Origin of the sequence: Enterobacter sp. SES19 (assembly GCF_011765665.1) — a bacterium.
Classification (GTDB): Bacteria; Pseudomonadota; Gammaproteobacteria; order Enterobacterales; family Enterobacteriaceae; genus Enterobacter; species Enterobacter pseudoroggenkampii.
Genome location: NZ_CP050320.1, coordinates 2,074,857 through 2,100,221, shown reverse-complemented (window position 1 = coordinate 2,100,221; position 25,365 = coordinate 2,074,857). Strand labels below are relative to the sequence as shown.

At 55.9% G+C, this 25,365-nt stretch carries 22 protein-coding genes; 15 read left to right on the top strand and 7 right to left on the bottom strand.

Annotated features, from left to right (window positions below; translation table 11 throughout):
• The first annotated feature begins 9 nt into the window (after window positions 1-9).
• From ogt to uspE, 4 genes are all read left to right on the top strand, one after another.
• Window positions 10-525: a methylated-DNA--[protein]-cysteine S-methyltransferase gene (gene ogt, locus GXP72_RS10035; RefSeq protein WP_048991206.1), complete on the top strand. Its 516-nt coding sequence runs from the start codon at window positions 10-12 to the stop codon at window positions 523-525.
• Between the two features lie 183 nt (window positions 526-708).
• On the top strand, window positions 709-1,461 hold the full coding sequence (gene fnr / locus GXP72_RS10030) for a fumarate/nitrate reduction transcriptional regulator Fnr (RefSeq protein WP_006174991.1): 753 nt from the start codon (window positions 709-711) through the stop codon (window positions 1,459-1,461).
• A 146-nt stretch (window positions 1,462-1,607) separates the two neighbouring features.
• Complete coding sequence (locus GXP72_RS10025) at window positions 1,608-1,790, top strand: hypothetical protein (RefSeq protein ID WP_014883604.1); 183 nt, start codon at window positions 1,608-1,610, stop codon at window positions 1,788-1,790.
• Window positions 1,791-1,899: 109 nt separating this feature from the next.
• The gene (gene uspE, locus GXP72_RS10020) at window positions 1,900-2,850 is read left to right on the top strand and encodes a universal stress protein UspE (protein WP_024909171.1); all 951 of its coding nucleotides are present in this window, start codon (window positions 1,900-1,902) and stop codon (window positions 2,848-2,850) included.
• A 123-nt stretch (window positions 2,851-2,973) separates the two neighbouring features.
• Here the strand turns inward: uspE and pntB are convergent, their stop codons facing one another.
• Entirely contained in the window at window positions 2,974-4,362 is a 1,389-nt protein-coding gene (pntB, locus tag GXP72_RS10015; RefSeq protein WP_024909329.1) for a Re/Si-specific NAD(P)(+) transhydrogenase subunit beta, read from the bottom strand.
• Window positions 4,363-4,372: 10 nt separating this feature from the next.
• Window positions 4,373-5,902: a Re/Si-specific NAD(P)(+) transhydrogenase subunit alpha gene (gene pntA, locus GXP72_RS10010; RefSeq protein ID WP_024909330.1), complete on the bottom strand. Its 1,530-nt coding sequence runs from the start codon at window positions 5,900-5,902 to the stop codon at window positions 4,373-4,375.
• A gap of 535 nt (window positions 5,903-6,437) precedes the next feature.
• On the opposite strand from pntA, the gene ydgH reads away from it, so the two are divergent.
• The 7 genes from ydgH (at window position 6,438) to tus (ending at window position 13,422) form a co-directional block, all read left to right on the top strand.
• Complete coding sequence (gene ydgH, locus GXP72_RS10005) at window positions 6,438-7,382, top strand: DUF1471 family protein YdgH (RefSeq protein WP_024909331.1); 945 nt, start codon at window positions 6,438-6,440, stop codon at window positions 7,380-7,382.
• A gap of 184 nt (window positions 7,383-7,566) precedes the next feature.
• Window positions 7,567-8,949 (top strand): amino acid permease, encoded by a 1,383-nt coding sequence (locus GXP72_RS10000; protein WP_090417216.1) that lies wholly within the window; start codon window positions 7,567-7,569, stop codon window positions 8,947-8,949.
• A 39-nt stretch (window positions 8,950-8,988) separates the two neighbouring features.
• A complete protein-coding gene (gene folM / locus GXP72_RS09995; RefSeq protein ID WP_061715397.1) occupies window positions 8,989-9,711 on the top strand; it encodes a dihydromonapterin reductase in 723 nt (240 codons plus the stop codon).
• 110 nt (window positions 9,712-9,821) lie between these two features.
• Entirely contained in the window at window positions 9,822-10,538 is a 717-nt protein-coding gene (rstA, locus tag GXP72_RS09990; protein ID WP_024909333.1) for a two-component system response regulator RstA, read from the top strand.
• Between the two features lie 247 nt (window positions 10,539-10,785).
• Entirely contained in the window at window positions 10,786-11,046 is a 261-nt protein-coding gene (locus GXP72_RS09985; RefSeq protein WP_090417218.1) for a hypothetical protein, read from the top strand.
• A 74-nt stretch (window positions 11,047-11,120) separates the two neighbouring features.
• A complete protein-coding gene (gene rstB, locus GXP72_RS09980) occupies window positions 11,121-12,419 on the top strand; it encodes a two-component system sensor histidine kinase RstB (RefSeq protein WP_024909335.1) in 1,299 nt (432 codons plus the stop codon).
• A 73-nt stretch (window positions 12,420-12,492) separates the two neighbouring features.
• A complete protein-coding gene (gene tus / locus GXP72_RS09975) occupies window positions 12,493-13,422 on the top strand; it encodes a DNA replication terminus site-binding protein (RefSeq protein ID WP_090417220.1) in 930 nt (309 codons plus the stop codon).
• Here tus and fumC read toward each other — a convergent pair whose 3' ends face one another.
• Complete coding sequence (gene fumC, locus GXP72_RS09970; RefSeq protein WP_090417221.1) at window positions 13,423-14,817, bottom strand: class II fumarate hydratase; 1,395 nt, start codon at window positions 14,815-14,817, stop codon at window positions 13,423-13,425. It abuts the gene before it with no gap.
• A gap of 182 nt (window positions 14,818-14,999) precedes the next feature.
• Window positions 15,000-16,646 (bottom strand): class I fumarate hydratase FumA, encoded by a 1,647-nt coding sequence (gene fumA / locus GXP72_RS09965; protein WP_061715401.1) that lies wholly within the window; start codon window positions 16,644-16,646, stop codon window positions 15,000-15,002.
• Window positions 16,647-16,845: 199 nt separating this feature from the next.
• Between fumA and manA the strand changes: the two genes are divergently transcribed.
• Window positions 16,846-18,021 (top strand): mannose-6-phosphate isomerase, encoded by a 1,176-nt coding sequence (gene manA, locus GXP72_RS09960; RefSeq protein ID WP_090417223.1) that lies wholly within the window; start codon window positions 16,846-16,848, stop codon window positions 18,019-18,021.
• Between the two features lie 99 nt (window positions 18,022-18,120).
• Entirely contained in the window at window positions 18,121-19,653 is a 1,533-nt protein-coding gene (locus GXP72_RS09955) for a YdgA family protein (RefSeq protein ID WP_208763803.1), read from the top strand.
• Between the two features lie 39 nt (window positions 19,654-19,692).
• Here the strand turns inward: GXP72_RS09955 and GXP72_RS09950 are convergent, their stop codons facing one another.
• A complete protein-coding gene (locus GXP72_RS09950; RefSeq protein ID WP_090417227.1) occupies window positions 19,693-20,547 on the bottom strand; it encodes an alpha/beta hydrolase in 855 nt (284 codons plus the stop codon).
• Between the two features lie 15 nt (window positions 20,548-20,562).
• Entirely contained in the window at window positions 20,563-21,543 is a 981-nt protein-coding gene (locus GXP72_RS09945) for an MBL fold metallo-hydrolase (RefSeq protein WP_090417229.1), read from the bottom strand.
• Between the two features lie 107 nt (window positions 21,544-21,650).
• Between GXP72_RS09945 and GXP72_RS09940 the strand changes: the two genes are divergently transcribed.
• Window positions 21,651-22,547, top strand: a complete 897-nt coding sequence (locus GXP72_RS09940; RefSeq protein ID WP_061715404.1) for a LysR family transcriptional regulator — start codon at window positions 21,651-21,653, stop codon at window positions 22,545-22,547.
• Window positions 22,548-22,549: 2 nt separating this feature from the next.
• Here the strand turns inward: GXP72_RS09940 and GXP72_RS09935 are convergent, their stop codons facing one another.
• Complete coding sequence (locus tag GXP72_RS09935) at window positions 22,550-23,578, bottom strand: Mal regulon transcriptional regulator MalI (protein ID WP_032651046.1); 1,029 nt, start codon at window positions 23,576-23,578, stop codon at window positions 22,550-22,552.
• Window positions 23,579-23,755: 177 nt separating this feature from the next.
• Here GXP72_RS09935 and malX point away from each other — a divergent pair, with 177 nt between their 5' ends.
• A complete protein-coding gene (malX, locus tag GXP72_RS09930) occupies window positions 23,756-25,348 on the top strand; it encodes a maltose/glucose-specific PTS transporter subunit IIBC (RefSeq protein WP_063621468.1) in 1,593 nt (530 codons plus the stop codon).
• Window positions 25,349-25,365 lie beyond the last annotated feature (17 nt).

Here is a 25,365-nt window from a genome sequence, read left to right as displayed (position 1 = left end):
GGAATGAGGATGCTGAGATTACTCGAAGACAAGATTGCGACGCCGCTCGGCCCGCTGTGGGTGATCGCGGACGAGCAGTTCTGCCTGCGCGCCGTCGAATGGGAAGAGCACAGCGACCGCATGGAAGAACTGCTTGCGATTCACTACCGCTCACAGGGATATGAACGTATCCGCGCCACCAATCCGGGCGGGCTGAGCGACAAGCTTGCAGCGTACTTCGAAGGCGATCTCAGCATCATCGATACTCTGCCGACCGCCACGGCAGGCACTCCTTTTCAGCGCGAAGTGTGGCAGGCGCTACGTTCGATTCCATGCGGGCAGGTCATGCATTACGGCCAGCTTGCGGAGCAGCTAGGCCGCGCAGGGGCCGCACGCGCAGTAGGCGCCGCGAACGGCTCTAATCCGGTCAGCATCGTGGTGCCCTGCCATCGCGTTATTGGCCGCAACGGTACCCTGACCGGCTATGCCGGTGGCGTGCAGCGAAAAGAGTGGTTACTGCGTCACGAAGGGTATCTTTTGCTCTAGTTCCCAGGCTTTTTGTGCTTAATTTTCTACCGGTTAGGCTAAAAATCCATAATCAAGCTGTGGAATTTCAAGAAGATGGCGACGCATTGTCGTCTCTTGTCCTTATTGAGGGTTTGTCAGGCTTACGTACTTACCAAAAAGATGTTAAAATTGACCAATATCAATTAAGGCTTGAGCAAACCTATGATCCCGGAAAAGCGAATTATACGACGCATTCAGTCTGGCGGTTGTGCTATCCATTGCCAGGATTGCAGCATCAGCCAGCTCTGTATCCCGTTTACCCTGAATGAGCATGAACTCGATCAGCTTGATAATATCATCGAGCGCAAAAAGCCTATTCAGAAAGGGCAGACGCTGTTTAAAGCGGGAGACGAACTGAAATCGCTCTATGCTATCCGTTCTGGCACCATCAAGAGCTACACCATCACCGAGCAGGGTGATGAGCAGATCACCGGCTTCCATCTGGCGGGCGACCTGGTGGGCTTTGATGCCATCGGCACGGGCCATCACCCGAGCTTTGCTCAGGCACTCGAAACCTCGATGGTTTGCGAAATCCCGTTTGAAACCCTGGACGATCTCTCCGGTAAGATGCCTAACCTGCGTCAGCAGATGATGCGTCTGATGAGCGGTGAGATCAAAGGCGATCAGGACATGATCCTGCTGCTTTCCAAAAAGAATGCAGAAGAGCGCCTGGCCGCGTTTATCTACAACCTCTCCCGCCGCTTCGCCGAGCGTGGCTTCTCGCCGCGTGAATTCCGTCTGACGATGACGCGTGGCGATATCGGTAACTACCTGGGTCTGACCGTGGAAACCATCAGCCGTCTGCTGGGTCGTTTCCAGAAGAGCGGGATGCTGGCCGTTAAAGGTAAATACATCACTATCGAAAACGGTGAAGCGCTGGCCGTTCTTGCCGGGCACGCCCGCAACGTGGCATAACTTTCCACCTGTTGATGACCAGACTGATAAATTCTTGTGATTTATTGGTCTGGTATAATCACTTTCGTTTCAAGATATTTTCACCGTAGTACGTCCCCACACAGCGCCCGAAAGGTTCTCGTTGAGGTTATGAATTGAGAGAAAGTTTGTTTTTCGTTTCAGTCGTGATCGCCTCAGTGACCTTTATCTTCATCTGGATCATGCTTGTCGGCCCAATGAAGGGGGAGGAAAAAACCTACGTTCAGGACTCCACGACCTTTGCGATAGCGGTGATGGTGCTGCTGTTTATTGCGTTTATCGCGGTGACGACCACAGTGCTTTTCCTCTGATAAATTTTCATGAATTATTGATCTGGCAAAACCTCCCCTCTGTTTCATTCAGGATATATAGGTTACTCTTTTAATTACAGACTGTGGTGACAGTAGTAAGGAGACCTGTATGGCCAAGTATCAAAACATGCTGGTAGCTATCGATCCGAATCAGGACGATCAGCCGGCATTACGACGTGCTGTGTATTTACATCAACGGATTGGTGGCAAAATCAAAGCGTTTTTGCCGATCTATGACTTCTCGTATGAGATGACCACCCTTCTGTCGCCTGACGAGCGCACCGCTATGCGTCAGGGCGTCATCAGCCAGCGTACCGCGTGGATCCGTGAACAGGCGAAGTATTACCTGGAAGCGGGTGTGCCCATTGATATTAAAGTGGTCTGGCATAACCGACCTTTCGAAGCCATCATCCAGGAGATTGTCGCCGGTGGGCACGACCTGCTGCTGAAGATGGCGCACCAGCACGACAAGCTGGAATCCGTGATCTTCACCCCGACCGACTGGCACTTGCTGCGTAAATGCCCTTGCCCGGTCTGGATGGTGAAAGACCAGCCGTGGCCTGAAGGCGGAAAAGCCGTTGTGGCGGTAAACCTCGCGAGCGAAGAGGATTACCACAATTCGCTGAACGAGAAGCTGGTGAAGGAGACCCTCCAGCTTGCCGATCAGGTGAATCATACCGAAGTGCATCTGGTGGGCGCCTATCCGGTCACCCCGATTAACATTGCCATTGAGCTGCCTGAATTTGACCCGAGCGTGTACAACGACGCGATCCGCGGTCAGCACCTGCTGGCCATGAAAGCGCTGCGCCAGAAATTCAGCATTGATGAGAAAATGACCCACGTGGAAAAAGGACTGCCTGAAGAGGTGATCCCGGACCTGGCGGAACACCTGCAGGCGGGGATTGTGGTGCTGGGCACCATTGGCCGGACCGGTATTTCTGCCGCCTTCCTCGGCAATACCGCCGAACAGGTAATCGACCATCTGCGCTGCGACCTGCTGGTCATTAAGCCGGATGAGTACCAGACGCCGGTTGAGCTGGACGATCCGGAAGACGATTAACCAGCAAGATGAAAAAAAACCGTCGGGGAACCGGCGGTTTTTTTTTGCCGGGTGGCGGCTTCGCCTTACCCGGCCTACGGGTTTGGTAGGCCCGGTAAGCTTGCACCACCGGGCTTTACCCTGTCAGAGTGATTTCAGAATCGCATCCACGCTGGCTTTGGCATCGCCAAACAGCATGTGGGTGTTCTCTTTGAAGAACAGCGGGTTCTGAACCCCGGCATAGCCGGTATTCATGGAGCGTTTAAACACAATCACGTTCTGCGCCTTCCACACTTCCAGAACCGGCATACCGGCGATTGGGCTACCAGGATCGTCCTGTGCAGCAGGGTTAACGGTATCGTTGGCGCCAATGACCAGCACGGTGTCGGTGTCGGCGAAATCATCGTTGATCTCGTCCATTTCCAGCACGATGTCGTAAGGCACTTTCGCTTCCGCCAGCAGCACGTTCATATGGCCAGGCAAACGCCCTGCCACCGGGTGAATACCAAAGCGAACCTTAATACCCCGCGCGCGCAGCTTCTCGGTGATTTCCGCAACCGGATACTGCGCCTGCGCCACCGCCATGCCGTAGCCCGGAGTGATGATCACGGAATGCGAGTTTTTCAGCATGTCTGCAGTATCTTCCGCAGAAATTTCACGGTGTTCCCCCACTTCTTCATCCGCACTGGAAGAAGACCCATCGGTCCCGAAACCACCGGCGATAACGCTGATGAACGAACGGTTCATCGCCTTACACATGATGTAAGACAGGATCGCACCGGAAGAACCCACCAGCGCACCGGTGACGATCAGCAGGTCGTTGCTCAGCATAAAGCCTGCCGCCGCTGCCGCCCAACCGGAGTAGGAGTTCAGCATCGAGACAACCACCGGCATATCCGCACCGCCGATGGACGCCACCAGGTGCCAGCCGAACGCCAGCGCGATGATGGTCATCACCAGCAACGCCAGCACCTGCAGACCGACGCTTTCGGTACGCACGAAGACCACCAGCAGTACAAACGACACGACCAGCGCCGCCAGGTTCAGCTTATGACGGTTTGGCAGCATCAGCGGTTTAGAGGAGATCTTCCCGCGCAGTTTGCCGAACGCGACAATAGAACCGGTGAAGGTCACCGCACCGATGAAGATACCGAGGAACACTTCCGTCAGGTGGATGTTCACCAGAATCGGTTCCAGGCCCGGTTCGTGATACAGGTAGCTGTTGAAGCCCACCAGCACCGCCGCCAGACCCACGAAGCTGTGCAGAATAGCGACCAGCTCCGGCATCTCGGTCATTTCAACGCGTTTCGCGAGGCGAATACCAATCGCGCCGCCGATGATCATCGCTACCAGGATCCACGCCACGTTGCCGGTATCCGGCCCGAAGATGGTGGCAATCAGCGCAATCGCCATCCCGGCGATACCAAAGTTATTCCCCTGCTGAGACGTTTCGTGTTTGGAAAGCCCCGCCAGACTGAAAATAAACAGGATTGCAGCAACAATGTATGCGGCTGTCACTAATCCTCCAGACATATGCTACCCCTTAGCCTTTACGAAACATTTTCAGCATGCGCTGAGTCACGGTGAAACCACCGAAAATATTGATACTGGCGATCAGCACCGCGATAAAGCTCAGGAAGCTGATCCAGCCGCCGTGACCAATCTGCAGTAACGCCCCCACTACGATGATCCCGGAGATGGCGTTGGTTACCGACATCAGCGGCGTGTGCAGCGCATGGGAGACGTTCCACACCACGTAGTAGCCTACGACGCAGGAGAGCGCGAAGACGGTAAAGTGGCCGAGGAACTCTTTCGGCGCGACGTCAGCCAGCCAGCCGAACAGAATAATCACCAGCGCCATGATCGCGTATTTACGCCACGGAGAAGCCGGTTTGGCGGGCTCTTTAGGCGCGGGCGCCGCTTTCGCTGCCGCCTGAGGCTGAGCAGAAACCTGAATAGGCGGCGCAGGCCAGGTAATTTCACCTTCACGGACCACGGTGACGCCGCGCACCACCACATCGTCAAAATCGACGGTGATGTTGCCGTCTTTCTCTTTGCAAAGCAGCTTCAGCAGGTTGACGAGGTTCGTGCCGTACAGCTGAGAAGACTGCGTTGGCAGACGGCCCGGCAGATCGGTATAGCCGATCACCTTCACGCCGTTCGCGGTCGTGGTCACCTGATTCGGTACGGTATATTCACAGTTACCGCCGTTTTGGGCGGCCAGGTCGACAATCACGCTGCCCGATTTCATGGAGTCAACCATCTCACGGGTAATCAGCTTCGGTGCCGGTTTACCGGGGATAAGCGCGGTGGTGACAATAATGTCGACATCTTTCGCCTGGGCAGCGAAGAGTTCCATTTCGGCTTTGATAAAGGCTTCGGACATCACCTTCGCGTAACCGTCGCCGCTGCCTGCCTCTTCCTTAAAGTCCAGCTCAAGGAATTCGGCCCCCATACTCTGAACCTGTTCCTTTACTTCAGGACGGGTGTCAAAGGCGCGTACGATAGCGCCCAGGCTGTTTGCCGCACCGATGGCGGCAAGGCCCGCTACGCCCGCACCAATCACCATCACTTTCGCCGGAGGGACTTTACCCGCGGCGGTGATTTGACCTGTAAAGAAGCGACCAAATTCGTGGGCCGCTTCAACAATGGCGCGGTAGCCGGCAATGTTTGCCATGGAGCTTAAGGCATCCAGCGACTGCGCGCGCGAAATGCGCGGCACGGAGTCCATCGCCATCACGGTCACGCCACGGGCCGCCAGCTTCTCCATCAGCTCCGGGTTTTGCGCAGGCCAGATGAAGCTCACCAGGGTCGTCCCCGGATTCAGCAGCGCAATTTCACTCTCTTCCGGTGCGTTGACCTTCAGAATTACCGGCGACTGCCAGACGTCAGCACCGTCGACCACTTCTGCGCCAGCCTGGATAAAGGCCTCGTCATCGAAACTCGCCAGTTTGCCTGCGCCGCTTTCGACCGCGACCGTAAAACCCAGTTTAAGCAGTTGCTCCACCGTTTTCGGTGTTGCCGCTACGCGGGTTTCATTGGCTAACCGTTCTTTTGGTACCCCAATACGCATAGTTTTCCCTTCCATCGGTTTTTGATGATGGTTTATCGATAAATGCCCGCGGTTTGTATCAATTTTCGCCATCGCGCGAGCGATGAGATATGATTAACCCCGGAAAATAAAACAGTAACAAACTGTCTATAACCTACTGAAAATAGCGCCCGTGATCTACCGCCAGAAAACACTATTTCTTACTTTATCTGTGAAAAATAAGCGATCGGCGTCACTGACAGTGATATTTACCTTAAATTCATCGCCAGAACCGATAAATCGCGCAAACGAAGCGGTAAAAACATGATATAGCGCCATAAGAGAACAACTTGTTAACATTAAATTAACTTGTAAAAGTCATATGCTTTATCAGTTTTACTTGTCAAACGCGTGTTTTTTCAACATATCACTAAATGTTATCGAATAAGGTGATTCAGTAAGCACGGGCAGTGAAAAATGGCGCAGACAGCGACGGGTTTTAAATGCAATAATCGGGACCGTCTCAAATTAACAACAATACCAGTACATGGTTTGCGCAAGGCGAAGGATCATTTTTATGAAGCTTAAGAACACACTCCTGGCGTCCGCACTTCTTTCCGCGACCGCCCTGTCTGCGAATGCTGCAACAGAGTTAACGCCGGAGCAAGCGGCAGCGTTAAAACCTTTTGACCATACGGTCATTGTGGGTCGTTATAATTCTATTGGCGACGCCGTCGCCGCGGCATCAAAAGCTGCTGATAAAAACGGGGCTGCCTCGTTTTATGTCGTTGACCAGTCCGATTACGGCAACAGCGGTAACCAGCGCGTGACCATTGCGCTGTTCAAAGACAATGCGCCAAAAGCTGACGCACCGAAAAACCGCGTGATCAACGGTGTTGTTGAACTGCCGAAAGATCAGGCGATTGAGCTGGAACCTTACGACACCGTCACCGTTCAGGGCTTCTATCGCAGCCAGCCTGAAGTGAACGATGCCATCACCAAAGCCGCGAAAGAGAAAGGGGCCTACTCGTTCTTCATCGTGCGTCAGGTCGATGCTAACCAGGGTGGCAACCAGCGTATTACCGCGTTCATCTATAAAAAAGATGCGAAAAAACGTGTTCTGCAGAGCCCGGATGCCATCCCGGCGAATTCAGAAGCAGGTCGCGCGGCAATAGCAAAAGGCGGCGAAGAAGCGAAGAAAGTTGAAATTCCAGGCGTAGCAACGACGGCTGCCCCAAGCGCTGAAGTGGGCCGTTTCTTCGAAACGCAGTCCACGAAAGGTGGCCGCTATTCCGTTACGCTGCCGGACGGTACCAAAATTGAAGAGCTGAACAACGCCACTGCAGCGCAGATGGTGCCGTTCGACAGCATCAAGTTTACCGGCAACTACGGCAACATGACGGAAGTTTCTTACCAGGTCGCGAAGCGTGCGGCTAAGAAAGGGGCGAAGTACTACCACATCACCCGCCAGTGGCAGGAACGTGGTAATAACGTGACCATCAGCGCCGATCTGTACAAGTAACAAAATCGTTTAAGAAAGGCGGCGCAATGCCGCCTTTTTTGTTACTTTTTTTGAATTTCTGCCACACGTCATTGCATGCTTTCGTTACACTCCGTAAAATCCCGCGCCTTAGTGTGATCCACCATTTTTATGCGCCTGAGCGAAATAATTATTCTGGATTTTGACCTTTCATAACAGGAAGCCAATGGAAAAGAAACTTGGCCTGAGTGCTCTGACTGCACTCGTTTTAAGCTCAATGCTGGGTGCAGGCGTATTCAGTTTGCCGCAAAATATGGCGGCCGTCGCGAGCCCTTCCGCGCTCATCATTGGCTGGGGCATTACCGGTGTCGGAATACTGCTGCTGGCCTTCGCCATGCTGCTCCTCACCCGCATTCGCCCGGACCTGGACGGCGGCATTTTCACCTATGCACGTGAAGGTTTCGGCGAGCTGATTGGCTTCTGTTCCGCATGGGGATACTGGCTGTGTGCCGTTATCGCCAACGTCTCCTATCTGGTGATCGTCTTCTCGGCGCTCAGTTTCTTTACCGATACGCCAGAGCTGCGTCTCTTTGGCGACGGGAATACCTGGCAGTCTATTGTGGGCGCCTCGGTGCTGCTGTGGTTCGTCCACTGGCTGGTATTACGCGGCGTACAAACGGCCGCCAGCATCAATCTGGTGGCGACGCTGGCGAAACTGGTTCCGCTCGGCCTGTTTATTGTTCTGGCCTTTATTGCGTTCCGTATGGACGTATTCAAGCTCGATTTCAGCGGCGTTGCGCTGGGCGTTCCCGTCTGGGAGCAGGTGAAAAACACGATGCTGATTACCCTGTGGGTGTTCATCGGTGTGGAAGGTGCGGTCGTGGTTTCTGCCCGTGCACGGAATAAACGCGATGTGGGCCGCGCCACGCTGCTGGCCGTACTGGCCGCGCTCGGGGTCTATCTGCTGGTGACGTTGCTGTCGCTGGGCGTGGTGGCGCGTCCTGAGCTGGCGGAAATGCGTAACCCGTCAATGGCAGGCCTGATGGTGAAAATGCTCGGTCCCTGGGGCGATGTGGTGATTGCCGCAGGACTGATCGTCTCCGTCTGCGGCGCTTACCTGAGCTGGACCATCATGGCGGCTGAAGTGCCGTTCCTGGCCGCGACGCACAAGGCGTTTCCACGCCTGTTCGCCCGTCAAAACAAAAACAGCGCGCCGTCGGCGTCACTCTGGCTGACCAACATCAGCGTTCAGGTCTGCCTGGTGCTGATCTGGCTCACAGGTTCAGACTATAACACGCTGCTGACCATCGCCTCGGAGATGATTCTGGTACCCTATTTCTTAGTGGGTGCGTATCTGTTAAAAATTGCCACACGCCCGGCGCATTATGTCGTGGGTGTCGGAGCCTGTATTTACGGCCTGTGGTTGTTGTATGCTTCCGGACCTATGCATCTGCTGCTGTCGGTAGTGCTGTACGCACCGGGTCTGCTGGTGTTTATCTACGCCCGCCGCACGCATCAGCTGGAGCATGCGCTGAAACGCCGTGAGATGGCATTAATTGGACTGCTACTGGTTGCTGCCCTGCCGGCAACCTGGATGTTAATGGGATAGCATCGCCTTTCCCATTGTTGAACTGTAAAGGAGAATACGATGGGAAATGCACCGCTTCGCCCAATACTGATTACCGGTGGAGGCCGCCGTATCGGCCTCGCTCTTGCCCATCACTTTCTCAACCTTCGCCATCCTGTCATTGTCAGCTACCGTACGGAATACCCGTCGATTGAAGGGTTACGCAAAGCCGGAGCGGTCTGCATTCAGGCTGATTTTTCAACCGATGAAGGCATTCTGGCTTTCGCGGAAGAGGTGAAGTCCACCACGACGGGGCTGCGCGCCGTGATCCATAACGCCAGCGCATGGCGTGCCGAAAAACCCGGTACGTCACTCAGCGAAACGCTCTCCGCCATGTTGCAGATCCACGTTAATACCCCTTATCTGCTCAACCACGCCCTGCAGGATCTGCTGCGCGGCCATGGGCATGCTGCGGGCGACATCATTCACTTCACTGATTATGTGGTGGAGCGCGGAAGCGACAAGCACATCGCCTACGCGGCCAGCAAAGCCGCGCTGGATAATATGACGCGCTCGTTTGCCCGCAAGCTTGCGCCCGAGGTGAAGGTGAACGCCATCGCCCCGGCGATGATTTTGTTTAACGAAAACGATGATGCGGAGTATCGCCAGCAGGCGCTGAATAAGTCGCTTATGAAAATCGCTCCTGGCGAGAAAGAGGTCATCGACCTCGTGGATTACCTGCTCACCAGCTGCTATGTCACCGGCAGAACCTTTGCCGTGGACGGCGGCCGCCCGCTGCGCTAGTGAAAACGAATAACAACCAGAATTACGGAACCGGCGTTAATTTTGAAAGATTAATGGAAGGTTAAGGTTCCGCGGTGTATGTTGGCTTTTTTCACGAAAACAGACGCTGTATGAATAAGATTGTTTATGTTGAAGACGAACCCGAAGTCGGGCAGTTGATCGCCGCCTATCTGGGTAAACATGATATGGACGTCATTGTTGAACCTCGCGGCGATCGTGCCGAAGAGGTGGTCGTCCGTGAAAACCCCGATCTGGTGCTGCTGGATATCATGTTGCCAGGCAAAGACGGCATGACGCTCTGCCGTGACCTGCGCGCCAGGTGGGAGGGCCCTATCGTCCTGCTCACCTCGCTGGACAGCGATATGAACCATATCTTGTCGCTGGAGATGGGTGCCAATGACTACATTCTGAAAACCACACCGCCTGCCGTCCTGCTTGCACGTCTGCGCCTCCATTTGCGCCAGCACGCCAGCATCGAACGCGAAGCGCCCGCGGCGTCTCTGACGCCGCACAAAGCGATGCGCTTCGGTACGCTGTCTATTGACCCCATTAACCGCCAGGTGCTGCTCTCTGGCGAGCTTATCGCCCTCTCCACCGCAGATTTTGACCTGCTGTGGGAGCTGGCAACGCACGCCGGGCAAATCATGGACCGCGACGCGCTGCTGAAAAATCTGCGTGGCGTGAGCTATGACGGAATGGACCGCAGCGTTGACGTGGCGATTTCGCGTCTGCGCAAAAAGCTGCAGGATAACGCTACAGAGCCCTACCGCATTAAAACCGTGCGTAATAAGGGTTACCTGTTTGCCCCCCACGCCTGGGAAACCTGATTCCGTTATCCGGTTAGCATAACATGCGCGAAATGAAGGCATTACACAGTGATGTCCTCTCTATCGCGCCTTTATTTATCCGTTTGCGCAACAATTAACTTGCTAAGCACGCGAACTATCCCATAATTAAACCTTCTACTGTCCTTTCTTCAGCTGGCACTGACCCGGCTACAACGCTTTCTCACCGTGAAGCTCTCACGAAACCCCTCCCATAAAATCTTGATATGAGGATTTAAGCCCATGAAATATGTATAGCTACAGTCAGGTTGAAGCCATCAAAACCAATCTTGAATGGATTGTTAATCAGGCAGCGCTTAGCCATGCCTCTCCCTCACGCGCCGATCGGAAAGCGCTCTTTGATCTCCTTGAACTCATCCAGTTTTACGAAATACTTCTGGATTTAATTAATGAATTTGGAACTGTCGTGATTGATACGCACATTGCGGAAGGCCTGGCCGTAACGGAAACACTCATCGCCAAGGTAAAAAGAAGTGCGCACGCGATGTAATGCGCTTCACAGACATGAAAATATCGGCGGGTTTCATGTATATTCTGCACAAAGCGTTTCTTCGGTGAGATCCAATGAAAAAGCTGTTTGTGCAGTTTTATCTTTTGCTGTTTGTCTGCTTCCTGGTCATGACCATGCTGGTCGGGCTGGTCTATAAATTCACCGCCGAACGTGCAGGCAGGCAGTCGCTGGACGACCTGATGAAAAGCTCGCTCTATCTGATGCGCAGCGAGCTAAGAGAGATCCCGCCGCACGACTGGGCGAAAACCCTGAAAGAGCTGGATCTGAATCTCTCGTTCGATTTACGCATCGAGCCCTTAAAAAATTTTGAGCTGGACCCACCCGCCATGCAGCGTCTGCGCGACGGGGACATCGTCGCGCTGGATGAGAAATACACCTTTATCCAGCGTATCCCGCGCAGCCATTACGTGCTGGCCGTCGGCCCGGTTCCCTATCTCTATTATCTGCACCAGATGCGCCTGCTGGACATGGCGCTGATGGCCTTTATCGCCATCTCGCTCGCGTTTCCGGTCTTTATCTGGATGCGCCCGCACTGGCAGGACATGCTGAAGCTGGAATCCGCTGCGCAGCGTTTTGGCGAGGGGCATTTTACCGAGCGCATTCACTTCGACAGCGGTTCCAGCTTTGAACGTCTGGGCGTGGCCTTTAACCAGATGGCCGATAACATCAATGCCCTGATCGCCAGTAAGAAGCAGCTGATCGACGGAATTGCGCACGAGCTGCGCACGCCGCTGGTGCGCCTGCGCTATCGTCTGGAGATGAGCGAAAATCTGACGGAAGCGGAGTCTCAGGCGCTTAACCGCGACATTGGCCAGCTTGAGGCGCTGATTGAGGAACTGCTGACCTACGCGCGCCTCGATCGCCCGCAAAACGAGCTGAACCTCAGTACGCCGGATCTGCCCGCATGGCTGCAAACCCATATTGACGATGTCCAAAGCGTGAACCCGCAGCGTACGCTGTTGACGCGCGTCACGCCGGGTGACTACGGCGCACTCGATATGCGCCTGATGGAACGCGTGCTGGATAACCTGATGAACAACGCCATGCGCTACAGCGAAAGTACGCTACAGATTGGGCTGGATTTGCAGGGCAGTCAGGCAAGCCTGACGGTGGAGGATGACGGGCCGGGGATAGCCCCGGAAGCGCGAGAAACCGTGTTTGAACCGTTTGTCCGCCTCGACCCCAGCCGCGATCGCGCCACTGGCGGATGTGGCCTGGGGCTGGCGATTGTCTACTCTATCGCGCAGGCAATGGGCGGCACGGTGCATTGCGAGGAGAGCGAGCTTGGCGGCGCGCGCTTCTGCTTTAGCTGGCCGGTATATCATAACATCGCCCTTCCCGTTCCTGTCTGACCTAAACCGCACGCTGGCCTGACCCGGCGTGCTGTGCTATATGATAAGTATGTTGTAACTAATGAGAGTGTTTATGGCGACTTACGATCTTCTCGAACGGCTGAACAGCACGTTTCGGGAAATAGAACACGAGCTACTGACCCTGACCGAACGTTTGCAGACCTGCCGTCTGCTGGCCGCACGCGTCTTTACCCTGCCCGAGGTAGCTAAAGGGGCAGAACACGACCCGCTGGACACCATCGAGGTTGAACAGCACATCGGCAGCGCCGCTCTTGAGCTGGCGCTGAAACACTATCGTCGCCTGTTTATCCAGCAGCAGTCTGAAAACCGCAGCAGTAAGGCGGCCGTGCGTCTGCCCGGCGTGATCTGCCTGCAAACCGATGCGACAACGCGCGACGCGCTGGAAGGCCAGATTACCCATATCAACACCCTGAAAGCGGCATTTGAAAAGATCGTTACCGAAGAGTCCGGCCTCGCCACTGCCGCCCGGTTTGAATGGGTGCACCGTCAGCTTCCTGGGTTAATTACCCTGAATGCCTATCGCACGCTGACGGTACTGCGTCACCCCGCCACGCTGCGCTTCGGCTGGGCGAATAAGCACATCATTAAAAACTTCACCCGGGATGAAATTCTGGCGCAGCTGGAAAAAAGCCTGAAGACGCCGCGCACCGTCGCGCCGTGGTCGCGTGAGCAGTGGATTGAGCGCCTGGAACAGGAGTACCACAGCATCGCCTCGCTACCGGCGGATACGCGCCTCAAAATTAAGCGCCCGGTGAAGGTGCAGCCTATCGCCCGCGTCTGGTATTCCGGTCAGCAAAAACAGGTGCAGTATGCCTGTCCGACGCCGCTGATTGCGCTCTTTGATGCCGACCAGGGGGCCATCGTGCCGGATATTGGTGAGCTTTTGAATTACGATGCGGACAATGTCCAGCACCGTTACAGACCTCAGGCGCAGCCGCTGCAGCTGATTATTCCGCGGCTGCACCTGTATGTGGCGGGTTGATTATTTCAGGCTACCGACCATCGCTTCCGGGCGAACCCAGGCGTCGAACTCCGCCTCCGTCAGATAGCCCAGCGCCAGGGCGGAGGCTTTCAGCGTCAGTCCCTCTTTATGCGCTTTTTTAGCGATCTCGGCGGCCTTGTCGTAGCCGATATGGGTATTCAGCGCCGTCACCAGCATCAGGGATTCATTAAGCAACTGGCTGATACGCTCGCGATTCGGCTCAATCCCTACCGCACAGTGCTCGTTAAAGCTCTCCATCCCGTCCGCCAGCAGACGAATCGATTGCAGAACGTTGTGGATCACCATCGGGCGATAGACGTTCAGCTCGAAGTTGCCGGACGCGCCGCCCAGGTTGACGGCCACGTCGTTGCCCAGTACCTGACAGCAGAGCATAGTCATGGCTTCACACTGGGTCGGGTTGACTTTACCCGGCATGATGGAGCTGCCCGGCTCATTTTCCGGAATGCTGATTTCACCAATGCCGCAGCGCGGCCCCGAGGCCAGCCAGCGCACGTCGTTGGCGATTTTCATTAATGATGCCGCCAGCCCTTTCAGCGCGCCGTGGGTGTGGACCAGCGCGTCGCAGGTCGCCAGCGCTTCGAACTTGTTGGGCGCCGTGACGAACGGCTGCCCGGTGATGTTTGCCAGCTCTTTCGCCACGCGCACCGCGTATTCTGGATGGGTGTTTAACCCGGTCCCGACCGCCGTCCCGCCGAGCGCCAGCTCCGCCAGGTGCGGCAGGCTGTACTCAATATGCTTCAGGTTATGTTCCAGCATCGCCACCCAGCCGGAAATCTCCTGGCCGAGCGTCAGCGGCGTGGCGTCCTGCAGGTGCGTACGGCCAATTTTAACGATCTCGCGGAAGGCCTGCGCTTTCTCATTGAGCGTGGATTTCAGAACGTTGAGCTGCGGAATAAGCTGCTCGCGGATAGCAATCACCGCCGCCACGTGCATCGCCGTCGGGAAGACGTCGTTGGAACTCTGGCTTTTGTTGACGTCATCGTTTGGATGAACCTTACGCTCCATGCCGCGCACGCCGCCCAGCAGTTCGCTTGCCCGGTTCGCCAGCACTTCGTTCATGTTCATGTTGCTTTGGGTGCCGGAACCGGTCTGCCAGATGGCGAGGGGGAATTCGTCGGGATGCTTGCCCGCCAGCACTTCGTCGGCGGCGTTGATGATGGCGGTCGCTTTGTCTGCCGTCAGCAGGCCTAAATCCTGGTTCACTTTCGCAGCTGCACGTTTGGTGAGCGCCAGCGCCTGAATCAGCGAGACGGGCATTTTTTCAGTCGAGATACGGAAATGCTCCAGCGAACGCTGGGTTTGCGCGCCCCATAGCTTGTCGGCCGGGACGTCGATGGCGCCCATCGAATCTTTCTCATGGCGTACCGTGGTCATTACTTTCTCCTTGATAACAAAAGAGGGATTGCTCACATGCTTAAGGAATAAGTATTGATGACTTCTGAGAAACGTTATGGCGCTTTGTGCGCTCTTTTTGGTGTCGGGTGGCGGCTGCGCCTTACCCGACCTACGAGAATGCAGGCCGGGTAAGCGTCAGCGCCACCCGGCAATTTATAGAATTACTTCACACACGCCGAACACTGGGACGACTGGATCTGCTTGAAGAAGTCGTTGCCTTTGTCATCCACGAGGATAAACGCCGGGAAATCTTCCACTTCAATTTTCCAGATCGCTTCCATACCCAGTTCCGGGTATTCCACGCACTCCAGGCTCTTGATGCTGCCCTGTGCCAGCACCGCTGCCGGGCCGCCGATACTGCCGAGGTAGAAGCCGCCGTGCTTGTGGCAGGCGTCCGTCACCTGCTGGCTGCGGTTACCTTTCGCCAGCATGATCATGCTGCCGCCGTTGGCCTGCAGCTGGTCAACGTACGAGTCCATACGTCCTGCCGTGGTTGGGCCTAACGAGCCAGAGGCGTAGCCTTCAGGCGTTTTCGCCGGGCCAGCGTAGTAGATTGGGTGATCTTTAATGTACTGCGGCAGCCCTTCGCCATTGTCCAGACGCTCTTTCAGCTTCGCGTGCGCGATGTCGCGCCCCACGATAATCGTGCCGTTCAGGGAGAGACGGGTCGAGACCGGATACTGCGAAAGCTGCGCCAGAATCTCTTTCATCGGACGGTTCAGGTCAACGCGAACCGCTTCACCCTCACCTGCTTTACGCAGCTCTTCCGGAATGTATTTGCCCGGGTTGTTTTCCAGTTTTTCGATCCACACGCCTTCGCGGTTGATCTTGGCCTTGATGTTGCGATCCGCAGAACAGGAGACGCCCATCCCGACCGGACAGGAGGCACCGTGACGCGGCAGACGGATCACGCGCACGTCGTGGGCAAAGTATTTTCCTCCAAACTGCGCGCCGAGACCCAGGTTACGCGCCTCTTCCAGCAGTTCCTGCTCAAGCTGTACGTCGCGGAACGCCTGGCCGTGCTCGTTACCTTCGGTAGGCAGGCCGTCATAGTATTTGGTTGAGGCCAGCTTGACGGTTTTCAGCGTGCTTTCAGCCGAGGTACCGCCAATCACAAATGCGATATGGTACGGCGGGCACGCCGCGGTGCCGAGGGTGCGCATCTTCTCAACCAGGTAGTTCTTCAGCTTGCCCGGGGTGAGCAGCGCTTTGGTTTCCTGGTAGAGATAGGTTTTGTTGGCTGAACCGCCGCCTTTGGCGATACAGAGGAATTTGTACTCATCACCGTCGACGCTGTAGAGGTCAATCTGTGCTGGCAGGTTGGTGCCGGTGTTGACCTCTTTGTACATGTCCAACGCGGCGTTTTGCGAATAGCGCAGGTTGTCTTCGGTGTAGGTGTTATAAACGCCGTGCGCCAGCGCCGCTTCGTCACCGCCGCCGGTCCAGACGCGCTGGCCTTTTTTACCGACGATGATCGCCGTGCCGGTGTCCTGACAGGTTGGCAGAATGCCTTTCGCCGCGATATCGGAGTTACGAAGGAACTGCAGGGCAACGTATTTATCGTTTTCGCTGGCCTGCGGGTCGCTCAGGATATCGGCCACCTGCTGCTGGTGCGCAGGACGGAGCATAAACGAGGCGTCGTGGAAAGCGTGCTGCGCCAGCAGCGTCAGCGCCTGCGGATCGACTTTGAGGATCTCTTGTCCTTCAAACTCAGAAACGGAGACATGATCGCGGGTTAACAGGTAATACTCGGTCTGATCCTTACTGAGGGGGAAAGGATCCTGATAATGGAAGGGTTTATTCGACATTGGTCTCTCACTTACTGCTTCGGTCTGTTTATTCAGGGCAGATGTTCCGCTGCCCGGCTTAAAAGCGAGTCAGCTTATCCTACACAATTTTTTAACAAAAACTGAGACTAGTACGACTTTTTACATCCACAGGTTACTTCCATGAGGTTTATTGCTTTAATACCCGGAGTTAATTCCACAATTGAATCAGGGCTTGATAATGCAAAAACTCATTAACTCAGTGCAAAACTACGCCTGGGGAAGTAAAACTGCGTTAACGGATCTCTACGGTATCGCGAACCCGAACAACCTGCCGATGGCAGAACTGTGGATGGGCGCGCACCCGAAGAGCAGCTCAAAAATTGAAGACGCCAGCGGCCAGGTACGCAGCCTGCGCGACGTGATTGATGCCGATAAAGCCGCGCTGCTGGGTGACAAGGTCGCTCGCCGCTTCGGCGAACTGCCGTTCCTGTTTAAGGTGCTGTGCGCCGACCAGCCGCTCTCCATTCAGGTTCACCCGAACAAGAAAGCCTCCGAAATCGGCTTTGCGAAAGAGAACGCGGCGGGTATCCCGTTAGACGCCGCCGAGCGTAACTACAAAGATCCTAACCACAAGCCGGAACTGGTGTTCGCGCTGACGCCGTTCCTGGCGATGAACGCCTTCCGCGAGTTTTCGGAGATCATTTCTCTGCTGCAACCGGTCGCGGGTGCCAACAAGGCTATCGCCCACTTCCTCGAAAACCCGAGCGCCGACGCGCTGAGCCAGCTGTTTGCCAGCCTGCTGAATATGCAGGGTGAAGAGAAATCCCACGCGCTGGCGGTGCTGAAAGCCGCCCTGGACAGCCAGCAAGGTGAACCGTGGGAGACTATCCGCCTGATTTCCGAATTCTACCCGGACGACAGCGGCCTGTTCTCCCCTCTGCTGCTGAACGTGGTGAAGCTGAACCCCGGCGAGGCAATGTTCCTGTTCGCGGAAACCCCACACGCCTACCTGCAGGGCGTGGCGCTGGAGGTGATGGCCAACTCCGATAACGTGCTGCGCGCGGGCCTGACGCCGAAATACATCGACATTCCTGAGCTGGTTGCCAACGTGAAGTTCGTGGCGAAACCTGCCGCGGAGCTGCTGACTCAGCCGGTGAAAAACGGCGCAGAGCTGGACTTCCCGATCCCGGTTGAGGATTTTGCCTTCTCCCTGCACGACCTGAGCAGCGCCGAAACGTCGGTGGCTCAGGAGAGCGCGGCGATTCTGTTCTGCGTTGAAGGCGAAGCGACGCTGCGCAAAGGCGAACAGCGTCTGGTGCTTAAGCCCGGTGAGTCAGCATTCGTTGCAGCCAATGAGTCCCCGGTCAGCGTGAGCGGCACCGGTCGCCTGGCGCGCGTTTTCAATAAGCTTTAAGCACTTACTGAATTTTTTAACAACTCTTGCTAAGCTAGTTGCAGGCTTAATATCTCCAGGCGGTTTTTACCGCCTGGTTTCATTTTAGGGATAGTCGCAATGAAAAAATCGGTCGTAGCGGTTGGAGTGATTGTAGCGTTAGGCGTGGTCTGGACGGGTGCCTCCTGGTTTACCGGGAAACAGCTGGAAGGCCGTCTGGCTGAGATGGTGGCGCAGGCTAACGGAGAGATTAAGCGCAGCGCGCCGGAAGCAGGTCTGGAACTGAGCTACCAGAACTATCACCGCGGTGTGTTTACCAGCCGTATGCAGCTGGTGGTGAAGCCGGTTGCCGGTGCTGAAAACGGCTGGCTGAAACCGGGCCAGAGCGTGGTGCTGGACGAAGTGGTGAGCCACGGTCCATTCCCGCTGGCGCAGCTGAAGTCCTTTAACCTGATCCCGTCGATGGCGTCCGTTCATACCGTGCTGGTGAATAACGACGTCACCAAACCGCTGTTTGACCTGGCGAAGAATGAATCGCCTTTCGACATTAATACCCGAATTAGCTATGCCGGTGACACCAGTTCCGATATTGCGCTGAAAGCGCTGAACTACGAGAAAGAGAATGAAAAAGTCGCCTTCAGCGGCGGCCACTTCAAACTCGATGCTGACCGCGACGGAAACGTGTTCTCCCTGACGGGTGAAGCGGAGAGCGGCCTGGTCAATGCCATGAACGAATATAACCAAAAAGTTCAGCTCACCTTCAGCAATCTGAAAGCCGACGGCAACAGCCGAATGACCGATTTCCAGGAGCGTATCGGCGATCAAAAACTGTCTCTCGATAAAGTCGCCATTGCGGTTGAAGGGAAAGAGATGGCCGTGCTGGAAGGCATGGACGTCAACGGCAAATCCGACGTTTCCAAAGACGGTAAGAGCATCAATACCCAGCTGGATTACACGCTGAAGAGCCTGAAAGTACAGAATCAGGATCTGGGCACCGGCAAACTGTCGCTGAAGATCGGCAATATCGACGGCCAGGCGTGGCACGAGTTTAGCCAGAAATACAGTAAAGAGAGCCAGGCGCTGCTGACCGGTACCGCGCTGCAGCAGAACCCGGAAGTGTACCAGCAGCAGGCGATGGCGGTGCTGTTCAACAACCTGCCAATCCTGCTGAAAGGCGAGCCGGTAATAACCGTTGCGCCGCTGAGCTGGAAAAACAGCAAAGGCGAAACCAGCTTTAACCTGTCGCTGTTCCTGAAAGATCCGGCCACCGCAACGGGTGAACCGCAGACGCTGGCGCAGGAAGTGGATCGCAGCGTGAAGTCGCTCGACAGCAAGCTGACCATCCCGATGGATATGGCGACCGAGTTTATGACCCAGATTGCGAAACTGGAAGGCTACGGCGATGAAGATGCCGGCAAGCTGGCGAACCAGCAGGTGAAAGGTCTGGCGGCCATGGGCCAGATGTTCCGCATCACGAAGGTGGACAACAACACGATTTCCACCAGTCTGCAGTATGCCAACGGCCAGGTCACGCTCAACGGCGACAAAATGCCGCTGGAAGACTTCGTTGGCATGTTCGGTATGCCTGCTCTGGGGATGCCGGAACCGGCTGAACCGGCAGCGCCAGCCGAACCGGCGGCACCGCAGCAGTAAACGTCAAAACCCCTCGCATGAGGGGTTTTTTATTGCCCCCTAACTTTTCCATCCAGCCAGGAAATCCAGCAGAAGCGCATTCACTTTCTCTGGCTGCTCCTCCTGCGGCAGATGGCCGCACTCATCAATACCATACGCCCGCAGGTTTTCCGCCATTTCGGCCCAGACGCTTTTCATATCGAAAAGCTTGCCGACCGCATGAAAATCATTACCCCACAGCGACATTACCGGGCAGGTGATTTTCACCTCAGCGTCTGCCATATCCTGCGCCACATCCTCTGCGTTGGCGCGATAGTCAGCCATCGCGCCGCGCACGGCACCCGGCGCCTGATACGCCCGAACATAGGTGTCAAACGCCTCGCCGCTAATGGTAGACGGATCGTAGGTCCAGTCCGAGAAAAAGTGGTGCAGCCATACGTTTTCTCGACCTGCAATCAGGGCTTCCGGCAGGTCTGGTACAAGATGGAACAGGAAGAACCAGTATGCACGCGCAATCGACGCATTCAGATCGCGCGCCACAATACGGGTTGGTACGTTATCCATCACCACCAGACGATCGATTAACTCGGGATAATCTTTAGCAAAGCGGGTAGCAACCCGAGCTCCACGATCGTGCCCCACCAGCGCCACTTTCTCCAGACCCAGCACTCGCATTAGTTCCCGGACGTCCCGCGCCATGTTTCGTTTATCATAACCGGAGGCCGGTTTATCCGTTTCCCCATACCCGCGTAAATCTGGCGCAATCACACGATAGTGTCGGGACAAAACGGGTATCTGGTAGCGCCAGGCATAGTTTGTTTCTGGAAAACCATGCAGAAGAATAACCGGTGCGCCTTCACCCTCTTCTACGACGAACTGTCGGATACCGTTCGCCGTTACGGTGTAACTTCTCATGTTCGTAACCGCACTTTATTTCAGCAGAGGCACGTTGGCCGCACGTTGATAAGGACCGTAATTTACAGGATTCCAGCTATAGCCCTGCTGCCAGGAGGTGATATGCCCAATACCAGGGAAAGGCAGATGCGCTGCGGCCATCCACTCTCCGTCTTTCGCCAGCGCGTTAAACTCCTGCGCCCGGGATGAGATGGCTTTTTTCGGATCGACATCAAAGCGAATAGACACTTCAGGGTGCGGGAACTGGACGGCAGGAGCATGGATAAGATCCCCAATGAAGTTAATAGCCGTACCCTGAGACGCGAAGCGATAAACGGTACTGCCAGGCGTATGGCCAATGGCATATGTCGTCTGGACCTCCGGGATGGGTGAAGTTGGCGGGACGAAGGTTTTTAGGTGCCCGGTGGCTTTATACGCGGACAGCGCATTCCTGGCGATAGCGAAATACGCCTTCGCATTAGCCGGCGCGCTCGCTTCTTTTGCGGGGTCAAGCCAGTAGTCGGCCTCCCCCTGCGGTACGTAGACGGTGGCATTCGGGAACAGCGCCTTACCGTCTGCATCGCTCAGGCCACACACATGATCAAGATGCAGGTGGGTCAGGAAAACCGTATCGACCTGTTCGGGGCGATACCCTGATGCTTTCATATTAACGATTAGCTGACCGGCCGTTTCTGACATGCAGTGGCCACCCCCGCTGTCAATCATGACCAGGTGTTTACCGGTATTAACCAGAAACGCGTTGAAAGAAGTCGGCATGCGTTCGGCATCGATTTTGTGTTGCGCCAACAGGTTGCGAACCTTGTCGGGTGAAAGCCCTTGCAATAGCGTTGGTGAAAGATCGTTATAGCCGTCGAAAAGCGCCGTCACCTCGTATTCCCCTACCGCCAGACGATAATAGCCCGGGACCTGCTGTTTCACCTGCGCGGGAGCATCTGCCCACGATGTGCCAGCAAAGAGCAGGCCGCTGAACGCAAGAACCGTTTTCAACTTTTTCATCTTCACTCCAAATTCATGTTTATCAGGATGTGAAGAGACTATGGCAGCGTAACGACAAATAATGTAGATATGTAATTTGATAAGGCAGCATAACGAAAAACGATATAATGAGACTCGAAGATATTGAAGTGTTTGTCGAAGCCGTCAAAGCGGGTAGCCTCGCCGGTGCCGCGCGTCGGCTCTCAATGAGCGCAATGACAGCATCGCGCGCGCTAACTCATCTCGAAGCGGAACTGGGGGTTCGGCTGGTACACCGCACCACGCGTTCTCTCTCTCCCACCAGCGATGGGGACGTTTTTTTGCCGCATGCACAGGCATTGCTGGAAGATAAAAACAATGCGCTTGCCGATCTGTTTCCCGAGGGGACGCATCTTACCGGACGCCTGCGCATTACCGCCTCAGCGGGGTTTGGACGAAAGATCGTTGCTCCCATGCTGACCCGGTTCATGCAGCAACATCCTTCCCTGCAGGTCGATTTACTCGCCACCGACGAACAGGTTGATATTGTCGGAAAAGGCATAGACGTAGCGCTACGCATTGCGCCTCTGCGCGATAACAGGCTGGTTGCTCATCGCCTGTGTCACAACCCTCGCGATCTTTGCGCCAGCGCGACGTATCTTGCCGCAAAAGGCTATCCAAAATCGTTTAACGATCTGGCGGCACATAGCTGTCTGACCACGTCAGATACCGTCCACTGGTCATTCGAACAGGGCGAACAGCGCTACAAGCAAAAGGTGTCTGGCCGATTCTCCGCGAACTCTATTGAGGCAATTTACGAAGCCTGCCTGGGAGGGATGGGCATCGCCAATTTATCTCGCTGGTACGTAGAACCGGCGTTCAGAGAGGGTAAACTCGTGCGGGTCGTCCTGGAGGATGCCCAGCCGGAATCGCTGGCAGTGTGGGCAGTTTACCCGACCTCCCGCCTGATCCCGGCAAAAGTACGAAAATTTGTGGAAGCACTTGAGGCCGAACTGTTGCTCAACCCGCTTACGCAGTACACCTGATATTACTTCACCGTCACCAGCCGCGCCGCCACAATCTGGTGCCCGGCCTGCACATCCGCATTGTCGATGCGCTGCATGATCCTGTCCGCCAGGGTGTAACCCATCTCCCGCGCTGGGGTGGTTGCCCAGACGATCGGCAGGTCATCGAGGGCGTTTTCCCCGACGTCGGCGAACGCCCCCAGCGCCACCTGGTGCCCGAAGAAGGTTTCCACCCCGCCCTCGCCGCTCTGACGCCCGGCGCGGATCAGGCCAAACCAGGCGCCCATGGCGATCACATCGTTGTAGCAAATCACGGCGCTGATGGTCGGGCTGCTTCGCAGCAGCGCGCCTATCGCTTCCGCCGCCATCTTCTGGCTGGATTCACACTCCACGACCCACTCGCTGTGGAACGGTAGGCCGTATTTAATCAGCGTCGCGCAGTAGCCGCCTACCCGCTCGGCGCGGGTCAGGGACGAGCTTTTACCGCCCAGCCAGGCAATGCGCTGATGCCCGCGACGAATAAGATGCTCGGTCAGCATTTGCGCGGCCTGCATGTTATCCGGGCGTAGCGTATCGGCTTCGTCGAGGTAGCTGGCGCGCGATGCAAACACCAGCGGCACGCCTTTTTCGGCGGCGCGCTCGCACAGTTCGCTGCCCACTCCCGATGCCCCGGCGACGATCACCCCGTCCACACCCTGATTCAGCAGCATATCGAGCCGGGAAAGCAGCTGATCGGCCTCGCGACCGCCGTGAAGCAGAAAGACCATCCGCCCCTGCGCTTCAAGCGCTTCGGTTAATCCAGCCGTCAGCTCCGCATAGAAAGGCGACGTCAGGTCACGGACAATCAGGCCAATCACCCCGCTTTGCCCGCCGCGCAACGCCGACGCCTGGCGGTTACGCACAAAGCCCAGCTGTTCAACCGCCTCGTTCACCCGCTGACCGGTGGCAGGAGAGATGCGCCCCTTCCCACTTAGCACCAGAGAAACGGTGCTGACGGAAACACCCGCCGCAAGCGCGACATCGTTGATGGTGATTTTTTTCGCTACAGCCATGTGTCGGCGTGACTCCCTGAAATGAGATCGGTAAAACGTTTTATCAATACGTTATCTTTATACTACCAGTCAAAGCCTGAGAATGTGATTTAGCGCGCACTAAACTTTGATAAAACGTTTTATCTTCTCGCAGCATTGAAGCAGACAAACTGATTTTAACAATAAAGGAGTCGTTTTATGACGGCGAAAGCAGCACAAAAAATATCGCTGTGGGAATTTTTCCAGCAACTGGGTAAAACCTTTATGCTGCCCGTGGCACTCCTCTCGTTCTGCGGGATCATGCTCGGGATCGGCAGCTCGCTCAGCAGTAAAGACGTCATCACGCTGATCCCGTTCCTCGGTACTCCCGTGCTGCAGGCCATCTTTATCTGGATGAGTAAAGTCGGCTCCTTTGCGTTTAGCTTCCTGCCCGTCATGTTCTGTATCGCTATCCCGCTGGGCCTGGCGCGCGAAAATAAAGGCGTCGCGGCGTTTGCCGGTTTTGTGGGTTACGCGGTGATGAACCTCGCGGTTAACTTCTGGCTGACCGCGAAAGGCATTCTGCCGACCACCGACGCTGCCGTGCTGAAAGCTAACAACATTCAGAGCGTGATTGGTATCCAGTCTATTGATACCGGGATCCTCGGGGCGGTGATCGCCGGGGTGATTATCTGGATGCTGCACGAGCGCTTCCACAATATCCGCCTGCCGGATGCCCTGGCCTTCTTCGGCGGCACCCGCTTCGTGCCGATTATCACCCTGGTGGTGATGGGCCTGTTTGGTCTGATCATTCCGCTGATCTGGCCGGTCTTCGCGATGGGCATCAACGGCATTGGCCGCATCATCAACGGCGCGGGAGATTTCGGTCCGATGATCTTCGGCACCGGCGAGCGTCTGCTCCTGCCGTTTGGCCTGCAGCACATCCTGGTGGCCCTGATTCGCTTCACCGAAGCGGGCGGGACGATGGAGGTGTGCGGTCACGACGTGAGCGGTGCGCTGACCATCTTCCAGGCGCAGCTGAGCTGCCCGACCACCCACGGCTTCTCCGAAAGCGCCACCCGCTTCCTGTCTCAGGGTAAAATGCCTGCCTTCCTCGGCGGCCTGCCGGGTGCCGCACTGGCGATGTACCACTGCGCACGTCCGGAAAACCGTCATAAAATTAAAGGCCTGCTGATTTCCGGCGTGATCGCCTGCGTCGTAGGCGGTACCACCGAGCCAATCGAGTTCCTGTTTCTGTTCGTTGCGCCGGTGCTGTATCTGATTCACGCTGTGCTGACCGGTCTGGGCTTTACCGTGATGGCGGTGCTGGGCGTCACTATCGGCAACACCGACGGCAACGTCATCGACTTCGTGGTGTTCGGGATCCTGCACGGTCTCTCCACCAAGTGGTATCTGGTCCCGGTCGTGGCGGCAATCTGGTTCGTGGTGTACTACGGGATCTTCCGCTTCGCCATCACCCGCTTTAACCTGAAAACGCCAGGCCGCGATACCGATACGGCCACCAGCGTGGAACAGGCGGTTGCCGGTACCGTGGGCAAATCCGGCTATAACACCCCGGCCATTCTGGCGGCGCTGGGCGGTGCGGATAACATCACCTCGCTGGATAACTGCATTACCCGCCTGCGTCTGTCTGTGGCGGATATGTCAAAAGTGGATACCAACGCCCTGAAAGCCAACCGGGCTATCGGCGTGGTACAGTTAAATCAGCACAATTTGCAGGTGGTTATCGGCCCGCAGGTACAGTCGGTGAAGGATGAGCTGGCCACCCTGATGCGAACAGTAGAAGCCTGATGCCTCAGCCCCCTCTC

Coding starts and splice junctions, on each gene's coding strand:
- uspE (WP_024909171.1), top strand. CDS start 1,900: ATGGCCAAGTATCAAAACATGCTGGTAGCTATCGATCCGAATCAGGAC.
- GXP72_RS09935 (WP_032651046.1), bottom strand. CDS start 23,578: ATGGCTGTAGCGAAAAAAATCACCATCAACGATGTCGCGCTTGCGGCG.
- folM (WP_061715397.1), top strand. CDS start 8,989: ATGGGAAATGCACCGCTTCGCCCAATACTGATTACCGGTGGAGGCCGC.
- fumA (WP_061715401.1), bottom strand. CDS start 16,646: ATGTCGAATAAACCCTTCCATTATCAGGATCCTTTCCCCCTCAGTAAG.
- ogt (WP_048991206.1), top strand. CDS start 10: ATGCTGAGATTACTCGAAGACAAGATTGCGACGCCGCTCGGCCCGCTG.
- ydgH (WP_024909331.1), top strand. CDS start 6,438: ATGAAGCTTAAGAACACACTCCTGGCGTCCGCACTTCTTTCCGCGACC.
- rstB (WP_024909335.1), top strand. CDS start 11,121: ATGAAAAAGCTGTTTGTGCAGTTTTATCTTTTGCTGTTTGTCTGCTTC.
- manA (WP_090417223.1), top strand. CDS start 16,846: ATGCAAAAACTCATTAACTCAGTGCAAAACTACGCCTGGGGAAGTAAA.
- GXP72_RS09985 (WP_090417218.1), top strand. CDS start 10,786: ATGTATAGCTACAGTCAGGTTGAAGCCATCAAAACCAATCTTGAATGG.
- pntA (WP_024909330.1), bottom strand. CDS start 5,902: ATGCGTATTGGGGTACCAAAAGAACGGTTAGCCAATGAAACCCGCGTA.
- GXP72_RS09950 (WP_090417227.1), bottom strand. CDS start 20,547: ATGAGAAGTTACACCGTAACGGCGAACGGTATCCGACAGTTCGTCGTA.
- GXP72_RS09945 (WP_090417229.1), bottom strand. CDS start 21,543: ATGAAAAAGTTGAAAACGGTTCTTGCGTTCAGCGGCCTGCTCTTTGCT.
- malX (WP_063621468.1), top strand. CDS start 23,756: ATGACGGCGAAAGCAGCACAAAAAATATCGCTGTGGGAATTTTTCCAG.
- GXP72_RS10000 (WP_090417216.1), top strand. CDS start 7,567: ATGGAAAAGAAACTTGGCCTGAGTGCTCTGACTGCACTCGTTTTAAGC.
- GXP72_RS09955 (WP_208763803.1), top strand. CDS start 18,121: ATGAAAAAATCGGTCGTAGCGGTTGGAGTGATTGTAGCGTTAGGCGTG.
- tus (WP_090417220.1), top strand. CDS start 12,493: ATGGCGACTTACGATCTTCTCGAACGGCTGAACAGCACGTTTCGGGAA.
- GXP72_RS09940 (WP_061715404.1), top strand. CDS start 21,651: ATGAGACTCGAAGATATTGAAGTGTTTGTCGAAGCCGTCAAAGCGGGT.
- fnr (WP_006174991.1), top strand. CDS start 709: ATGATCCCGGAAAAGCGAATTATACGACGCATTCAGTCTGGCGGTTGT.
- fumC (WP_090417221.1), bottom strand. CDS start 14,817: ATGACCACGGTACGCCATGAGAAAGATTCGATGGGCGCCATCGACGTC.
- rstA (WP_024909333.1), top strand. CDS start 9,822: ATGAATAAGATTGTTTATGTTGAAGACGAACCCGAAGTCGGGCAGTTG.
- pntB (WP_024909329.1), bottom strand. CDS start 4,362: ATGTCTGGAGGATTAGTGACAGCCGCATACATTGTTGCTGCAATCCTG.